A 7,710-nucleotide genomic window follows, 5' to 3' on the forward strand; every position below is an offset into this window, starting at 1 on the left:
CCCTTCACCAACAGCGGACGCCGCAGGGTTACCGCGGCATTGACGGCCACTTTCAAGTCCTCAGTGGCGATATAGGACTGGGTGCCGTCGAAACGGCCGATATCGGACTGGGCAGTAGTCTGTACGGTCATCGGTTTTCCCTTGAAACTTTCCGTGCGCGTTAAGTTACCCTGCGGTTTGGTGCAAGGGTGTCACTGCATGACACATCCATTGCCGAGACAAGCTGCGGGCAAATTGAAACTTTTGACGCCAGAAACCGAATAGCCAGTTACACCTGCACCCAAGGAGACTGCGAATGCCGACCGAGAGCCTGAAGATTACCACGACCCACGGGCATGAACTTTCGGGCTCGCTTGAATTGCCCACCGGGCTGGTGCGCGGGGCGGCATTATTTGCCCATTGCTTCACCTGTACCAAGCAATCGAAGGCGGCAACCGCAGTAACGCGTGCGTTGGCGCGGGAAGGAATTGCGTCGCTGCGGTTCGATTTCACCGGCCTCGGCGCCAGCCAGGGCGAATTCGGCCGAGCCGGATTTGCCAGCGATGTGGAGGATCTGATCGTCTCCGCACAATATCTCGTCGATCGGTTTGATTGTCCGATTTTGTTGGTTGGGCATAGCCTGGGCGGAGCAGCTGTGCTGGCTGCGTCGGCCGGGCTGGGGCGCGGCAACATAGCAGCGGTGGCAACGATAGGCGCGCCTTCCGACGTCCCGCACGTGCTGCACAATATCAAGGGTGACCTGGCGCAGATCGAGAAGGATGGCGAAGGTGAAGTTTCAATTGGCGGGCGCAAATTTCTGCTGGGGCGGGAATTCCTCGAACAAACCCGCGAGGTTGATCTGCTGGCGATGATGGCAAAATTGCGCGTTCCTTTGATGATCATGCATTCGCCAACTGACTTGATCGTGGGAATAGACCATGCCGGAAAACTGTTCGATGCGGCCAAACACCCCAAAAGCTTTGTCAGCCTTGCAGGCGCCGATCATTTGCTGCTGGACGAGAATGACGCGAATTTTGCCGCGCGGATGATCGCGGCGTGGGCGGCGCGATACATGCCGAACAAGGCGGCACCTGCCATGCCGGAAGAAGGCGTGATGGTGCATACCGGCAATGGAAAATTCGGTACCGAGGTGCATACGCCGCGCCATCGCTTCGTCGCCGACGAGCCCGCCAGCTATGGCGGCGACGACAGCGGGTCGACGCCTTACGACCTGTTATTGGCAGCGCTCGGCACCTGCACCGCCATGACAATGAAGATGTATGCCGATCGCAAACAATGGCCGTTCGAAGGAACGAGGGTGCATGTCACGCACCAGCGTAACCATGCGGAGGATTGCGATCATTGCGAGGATGACGGGGCGCAGGTTCAGGCGCTCTATCGCAGGATAGAATTGCTGGGCGATGCCTTGAGCGACGATCAGCGCCAGAAGATCGTCGCCATTGCAGACAAATGCCCGGTACACCGGACTTTGGAGGGGCATTTGCATATTCATACCGAGGCGGTGGGCACAAGCGGTCGGGCGATCGACCCGATTGCTGCAAAATGACCGGTGCCTCGACGGGCTTTTAATGCAAAGCCTGCCTAGGCGTCGATCATGTCCCGGTCGAGCTCGCCCGCCCGGTTCTGGATGAAATTGAACCGGTGTTCTGGGTTGCGGCCCATCAATTGGTCGACCAGTTCCTTCACCGCCGCGCGCTGTTCGAATTCGGGCGGGATGGTGATCCGGATCAGGTTGCGCGTAGCGGGGTCCATGGTGGTTTCGCGCAGCTGTTGGGGGTTCATTTCGCCGAGGCCCTTGAACCGGCCCACCTCGACCTTTTTCCCCTTGAAAACGGTGGCTTCCAGTTCTGCGCGGTGGAGGTCGTCGCGGGCGTAGCGGCTTTCCTTGCCAGCAGTCAGGCGGTAAAGCGGCGGCTGCGCCAGATAGAGATGCCCCTTGCGCACCAGATCGGGCATTTCCTGGAAAAAGAACGTCATCAGTAGTGTGGCGATATGCGCGCCGTCGACGTCGGCGTCGGTCATGATCACGATCCGGTCGTAACGCAGATTGTCCGCGTCGCAGTCCTTCCGGGTGCCGCAGCCCAGCGCCAGCGTCAGATCGGCGATTTCGCTGTTGGCGCGGATCTTGTCCATCGTGGCGCTGGCGACATTGAGGATCTTGCCGCGGATCGGCAGGATTGCCTGCGTCTTGCGGTTGCGCGCCTGCTTCGCGCTGCCGCCGGCGGAATCGCCTTCGACGATGAACAACTCGGTTTCACCCTTGCCGTCGCCCGAACAATCGGTCAGCTTGCCCGGCAGGCGCAGCTTCTTGGAGTTCGTCGCGGTCTTGCGTTTGATGTCGCGTTCCTGCTTGCGGCGCAGGCGCTCGTCCATCCGCTCCATCACTTCGCCAAGCAGCGCCTTGCCGCGCTCCATATTGTCGGACAGGAAATGGTCGAAATGGTCGCGCATGGCGTTTTCGACCAGGCGCGCCGCTTCGGGGCTGGTGAGCCGGTCCTTGGTCTGACTCTGGAACTGCGGATCGCGGATGAATACCGACAGCATCATCTCGCCGCCGGTCATGACGTCATCGGCGGTGATGTCCTTGGCCTTTTTCTGGCCGATCAATTCGCCGAATGCGCGCAGCCCTTTGGTCAGCGCCCCGCGCAGTCCCTGTTCGTGGGTGCCGCCATCGGGCGTGGGCACGGTATTGCAGTACCAGCTGAACGAACCGTCGGAATACAGCGGCCAGGCGATCGCCCATTCGGCGCGACCCATGATATCGCCCGCATCGTTGGCAGGAAATTCCTGGCTGCCGGTGAAGGGCTGCGCGGTGACGCATTCGCGGGTGCCGATCTGCTCCGCCAGATGATCGGACAGCCCCCCGGGAAATTTGAAGGTCGCTTCGGCCGGGACATCGTCGCCGACCAGAGAAGCGGCGCATTTCCAGCGGATTTCGACTCCGGCGAACAGATAGGCCTTGGACCGGGCGAGCTTGAACAACCGCTTGGGCGTGAACTGCCGGTCGCCGAAAATCTCGGTGTCGGGGGTGAAGCTGACTGTGGTGCCGCGGCGGTTCGGTGTCGGTCCCAGTTTCTCGATCGGGCCAAGCGTCAGACCGCGCGCGAAATTCTGCGCGTAAAGCTGCCGGTCACGCGCCACCTCCACCCGTGTGTCGGACGACAGCGCGTTGACCACGCTGACCCCGACACCGTGCAGGCCGCCGCTGGTAGCGTAGGCCTTGCCGGAGAATTTTCCGCCCGAATGCAGGGTCGACAGGATCACTTCCAGCGTCGATTTGCCCGGATATTTGGGATGTTCCTCGACCGGAATCCCGCGGCCGTTGTCCGACACACTGAGACGGTTGCCTTCCTCCAGCGAGACCTCGATGCGGGTGGCGTGGCCGGCGACCGCTTCGTCCATCGCGTTGTCGATGACTTCGGCGGCGAGGTGATGCAGCGCGCGCTCGTCCGTTCCGCCGATATACATCCCCGGGCGGCGGCGAACCGGCTCCAGCCCTTCCAGCACTTCGATTGATGATGCATTGTAATCGCCGCTGGACGCGGGTGTACCGTCAAAAAGATCGTCAGTCATGGGCGGGGCTATAAGCGCCGCCGCGCGCAACCGACAAGCAGCGCTGAAAGTTTATCGTCAGTCGCCGAAGGTGGCGGGCGCAGGCGATACCACGACAATATCGCCGTCACGCACCTCGCGCACTTCCATTGACCGTTCGATCACGCCGGACCGCTGGAACCGGAAGGGTCCGTCCAGGCCGATGAAACCGCCCGAATCCCGCAAGGCTGCGACGGGGAAACTGCGTCCGACCCGCCAGTCCTTGGCGATGTTGAGCGTCAGCAGCACGCTGTCATATCCCAAGGTCGCAATCCGGTAGGGCTGCGCGCCGAAGCGGGTTGAATAGCTATCCGCGAACCGTTTGAAACGGGCATCGGATACCGCCGAAAACAGCGACCCGCGCATCGCCGACGTGCGGGTCAGGCCCGCCTCTCCGCTCCACAATTCGGTACCGAGCAGCAGCGCCTCGCCCCGGCCACCGGGCTTGAGTTCGCCTGCCGCCAGAGCCGCCAGACGCGATCCGTCCGCGATCAGCACAGTGTCATAACCTCCGCGGGCCTTCAGCCGCTGGGCGGCGCTGACAATCGAGGTGTTGCCGCGGTTGTAGCGTTCGGTTGTGACAACCTTGCCGCCATTCGCCTGTACCGCGCTGTTCAACGCCTGTTCGGCGCGCTGGCCATATTCGCCGTCCGGGATGATGGCCGCGAAGTTCGAGCGCCCGTTCTGGCGCGCGTAATTGACCGAACGGGTGATCGACTGGCCGGGGATATGCCCCATGACAAAGGTGTCGGCAGAGGCGACGCTGACATCATTGGAGAAGGAGATCATCGGAACTTTTGCGGGCCTGGCTTCCGCCACAATCGCCGGCACATTGTCTGCCAGCAGGGGGCCGAGTATCAGCTTGTTGCCATCGGCGATTGCCCGCGCCGCAGCGTTTCTGGCCCCGGTCGCGGTGTCATACGTGGTGATCCGCAGGTTCGACGCATTGGTGTCCAGCAAGGCCATCGTGGCCGCGTTGGCGATGGCGGTGCCAACCGCGCCATTGTCACCGCTCATTGGCACTAGCAGCGCGATCCGGTGGCGGGTGTCGTCCGAAGGCAGGGCCGTCTCGCTCGGCATCGGCGTTGGAGTGGTGCCGGGCGAGGGGCCTGGCCGAGTGGTTTTGGGAACGATTTGGCACCCTGCCAGAACCACCGTTGCCACCGTGACGATCAGCGCGCGCCGATCCAGTTTCATGCGCTTCATGCTTGCCGCTCCGTACCTTGCTGGTCCATGAGTGCCCGCGTGAACCGCGAAACTCAATTCGAACCCTTATCAGCCGGGCTCTATATAGTCGCCACCCCGATTGGCAATCTTACCGATATAACAATGCGGGCAGTCGATGTTCTGGCGCGGTGCGACGGGATTGCCTGCGAAGATACGCGGGTTACGGGCAAATTGCTGAAGCATCTGGGGATCAGCAAACCTTTGTGGCGCTACAACGATCACAGCGAAGCCCGCGACCGTGCCCGGCTGGTGGAACGGATGCAATCGGAAGCGGTGGTGCTGGTCAGCGACGCCGGAACACCGCTTGTTTCGGACCCGGGCTTCCGGCTGGTGCGCGACGCGCGGGAAGCGGGAGTCGTGATAACCAGCCTGCCGGGTGCCTGCGCACTCATCACCGCGCTGACGCTGTCGGGCCTGCCCAACGACCGGTTTCTGTTCGCAGGCTTCCTGCCGGTCAAGGACAAGGCGCGGCGGGATATGCTGGCCGATGTGGCGGATGTTGCGGCCACGCTGGTCTTCTATGAAACCGGGCCGCGATTGGTAAAATCCCTGACCGCGATCGATGAAATCATGCCGGGCCGCGAGGTTTCCGTGGCGCGCGAGCTGACCAAGATGTTTGAGGAATGCCGGACTGCCTTACCGGCAGAGCTGTCGGCACATTACACGGCGAATTCGCCAAAGGGAGAGATTGTGCTGCTGGTCGCTCCGCCTGTGGAGGCAATTTTCGATATCGGCGATGCCGATGCCCTATTGGTGGACGCGCTGAATACCATGAAAGCCAGTCAAGCGGCGGCGCAGGTGGCGAAGGCGACCGGACTTGACCGCAAAATGCTGTATGCCCGCGCGATGGAACTGAGGGGGCAGTGAGGCGCCAACGGGCAGAAAGCGCCGGACGCGAAGGCGAACGGCAGGCCGCGCTTTACCTTCAGCTGAGGGGCTGGCGCATCCTGGAACGCCGCCGAAAGACCCCTCTCGGCGAAATCGATCTCATTGCAAAGCGTGGCCGCCTGATTGCGTTTGTGGAAGTCAAATGGCGCAGGACCGCCGCTGAACTGGATATCGCCATCGATGAATACCGCTTGCGGCGCGTGGCGGCGGCGGTCGAGGCGGTGGCTCATGAATATGCGACCAATGGTGAGGATATCAGGATCGACGTGCTGCTCCTTGCGCCGCGCTGCTTACCGCGCCACATCGTGAACGCCTGGCAGCCATGAGGGTGACGCCCGTCGCTCGACTCAGTTTGCCATGAACGGCTAGCCAGTCTGTAAATTTCCGTTGGTGTCGGGCGTAGCCTGGACACATGAAAATCGAAGGTAAGTTGAAATGTCCCTGCGCGTCGCGGTCCAGATGGATCCCATCGAAACGATCAAAATCGCTGGGGATTCCAGCTTTGCCCTGATGATGGCCGCACAGGCGAGGGGCTACAGCGTCTGGCATTACGACGTGCGCACCCTTGCGTGGGAAAATTCGAAAATCACCGCATGGGCTGCGCCGATCACGGTCCGCAACGTGCCAGGCGATCACTTTACCAAGGGCGACTTGCGCAAGATCGATCTCGCCACCGATGTTGACGTCATCCTGATGCGGCAGGATCCGCCGTTCGACCTGGGATACATCACCGCCACTCTGATTCTCGAGCGGCTCGAAGGGCAGACGCTGGTGGTCAACGATCCAGCCAGCGTCCGCAACGCGCCGGAGAAGATGTTCGTGCTGGATTACGCGCGTTTCATGCCGCCGACGCTGATCGCGCGCAGGCTGGAGGATGTTCAGGCATTCCAGCAGGAACACGGCGCGGTGGTGGTCAAGCCGCTGCACGGCAATGGCGGCAAGGCAATATTCAAGATCGATGCTGACGGCACCAACCTGCCGGCCTTGTTCGAAGTGTTCAACCAGACCTGGCCCGAACCGCACATGGTCCAGCCGTTCATTCCCGAGGTCGCGTTGGGCGACAAGCGGATCGTCCTGATCGACGGCGAATTTACCGGCGCAATCAACCGCAAGCCTGGCGAGGGCGAGTTCCGGTCGAATCTGGCGCAGGGCGGCTATGCGGAGAAGGCAGAACTGACGCCGCGGGAAGAAGAAATCTGCGCAGCAATGGGTCCGGAACTGAAGAAGCGCGGGCTGGTTTTCGTCGGCATCGACGTGATCGGCGGAAAATGGCTTACGGAAATCAATGTGACGTCGCCGACAGGTATCGTCGTCATCGACAAATTCAACGGCACCGACACTCCGGGTCTGATCTGGAACGCGATCGAGCGGCGGCTGGCGGCGGCGGGATGATACTTACCCGCGAAGACCTTCGATGATTTCCTTCATTATCCGAGCTATCGAACAGGCGGGCTACCTCGGTATCCTGGCGCTGATGGCACTGGAGAATATCTTTCCGCCCATGCCGTCCGAAGTGATCATGGGGATCGGCGGTCTGCTGGTGTCGCAAGGCAGGATGGAGTTCTGGCCGCTGCTTATCGCCGGGACCATTGGCTCGACGCTGGGCAACTATGCCTGGTACTGGGCCGGAGATACCTGGGGATATGAACGGCTGCGCCCGTTCGTCGATCGCCGGGGACGGTGGCTGACACTGGACTGGGACGATGTGGAGCGCGCCACTACATTCTTTCTGCGACGGGGCCAGTGGACGGTGTTCTTCGCGCGGTTCCTGCCGATCTTCCGGACGATGATTTCCCTGCCCGCAGGCCTCGCGCATATGAGCAAGGGCCGGTTTCTACTGTACACCTTTACCGGTGCTGCGATCTGGAACGGGTTCCTGATCAAGGCCGGTTCAATGCTCGCTGGGGCGGAAAGCCTGCTTGGCTGGATAGTCGGCGGACTGATCGGCCTGACGCTCGCAGGGTGTGTCTGGCGCGTCGTCCGGTGGAAGCCGCGTTCGGAGCG

General features: G+C 61.7%; 7 protein-coding genes and 1 pseudogene. 5 read left to right on the forward strand and 3 right to left on the reverse strand.

What is annotated here, in order from left to right; genetic code table 11:
* Window positions 1-131, reverse strand: a pseudogene (locus U0988_RS00770) (ATP-binding protein); the annotation flags it as partial.
* 164 nt (window positions 132-295) lie between these two features.
* Here U0988_RS00770 and U0988_RS00775 point away from each other — a divergent pair.
* Complete coding sequence (locus tag U0988_RS00775) at window positions 296-1,546, forward strand: bifunctional alpha/beta hydrolase/OsmC family protein (RefSeq protein WP_322290748.1); 1,251 nt, start codon at window positions 296-298, stop codon at window positions 1,544-1,546.
* 35 nt (window positions 1,547-1,581) lie between these two features.
* Here U0988_RS00775 and parE read toward each other — a convergent pair whose 3' ends face one another.
* Together parE and U0988_RS00785 are read right to left on the reverse strand one after the other, a co-directional pair.
* Window positions 1,582-3,573 carry a DNA topoisomerase IV subunit B gene (gene parE / locus U0988_RS00780; protein ID WP_322290749.1) on the reverse strand — a complete coding sequence of 664 codons (1,992 nt, stop codon included), beginning with the start codon at window positions 3,571-3,573 and terminating at the stop codon, window positions 1,582-1,584.
* 57 nt (window positions 3,574-3,630) lie between these two features.
* On the reverse strand, window positions 3,631-4,797 hold the full coding sequence (locus tag U0988_RS00785) for a penicillin-binding protein activator (RefSeq protein ID WP_322290750.1): 1,167 nt from the start codon (window positions 4,795-4,797) through the stop codon (window positions 3,631-3,633).
* 27 nt (window positions 4,798-4,824) lie between these two features.
* On the opposite strand from U0988_RS00785, the gene rsmI reads away from it, so the two are divergent.
* From rsmI to U0988_RS00805, 4 genes are all read left to right on the forward strand, one after another.
* Complete coding sequence (gene rsmI, locus U0988_RS00790; protein WP_416172344.1) at window positions 4,825-5,685, forward strand: 16S rRNA (cytidine(1402)-2'-O)-methyltransferase; 861 nt, start codon at window positions 4,825-4,827, stop codon at window positions 5,683-5,685.
* The gene (locus U0988_RS00795; RefSeq protein WP_322290752.1) at window positions 5,682-6,032 is read left to right on the forward strand and encodes a YraN family protein; all 351 of its coding nucleotides are present in this window, start codon (window positions 5,682-5,684) and stop codon (window positions 6,030-6,032) included. The genes rsmI and U0988_RS00795 overlap by 4 nt, the downstream gene beginning before the upstream one ends.
* Window positions 6,033-6,141: 109 nt before the next feature.
* Window positions 6,142-7,098, forward strand: coding sequence for a glutathione synthase (gene gshB / locus U0988_RS00800; protein WP_322290753.1), 957 nt, complete (start codon window positions 6,142-6,144; stop codon window positions 7,096-7,098).
* A gap of 22 nt (window positions 7,099-7,120) precedes the next feature.
* Window positions 7,121-7,710: DedA family protein (locus tag U0988_RS00805; RefSeq protein WP_322290754.1), on the forward strand; the 590-nt coding region annotated here is incomplete at its 3' end.

Origin of the sequence: Allopontixanthobacter sp. (assembly GCF_034376665.1) — a bacterium.
Lineage (GTDB): Bacteria > Pseudomonadota > Alphaproteobacteria > Sphingomonadales > Sphingomonadaceae > Allopontixanthobacter.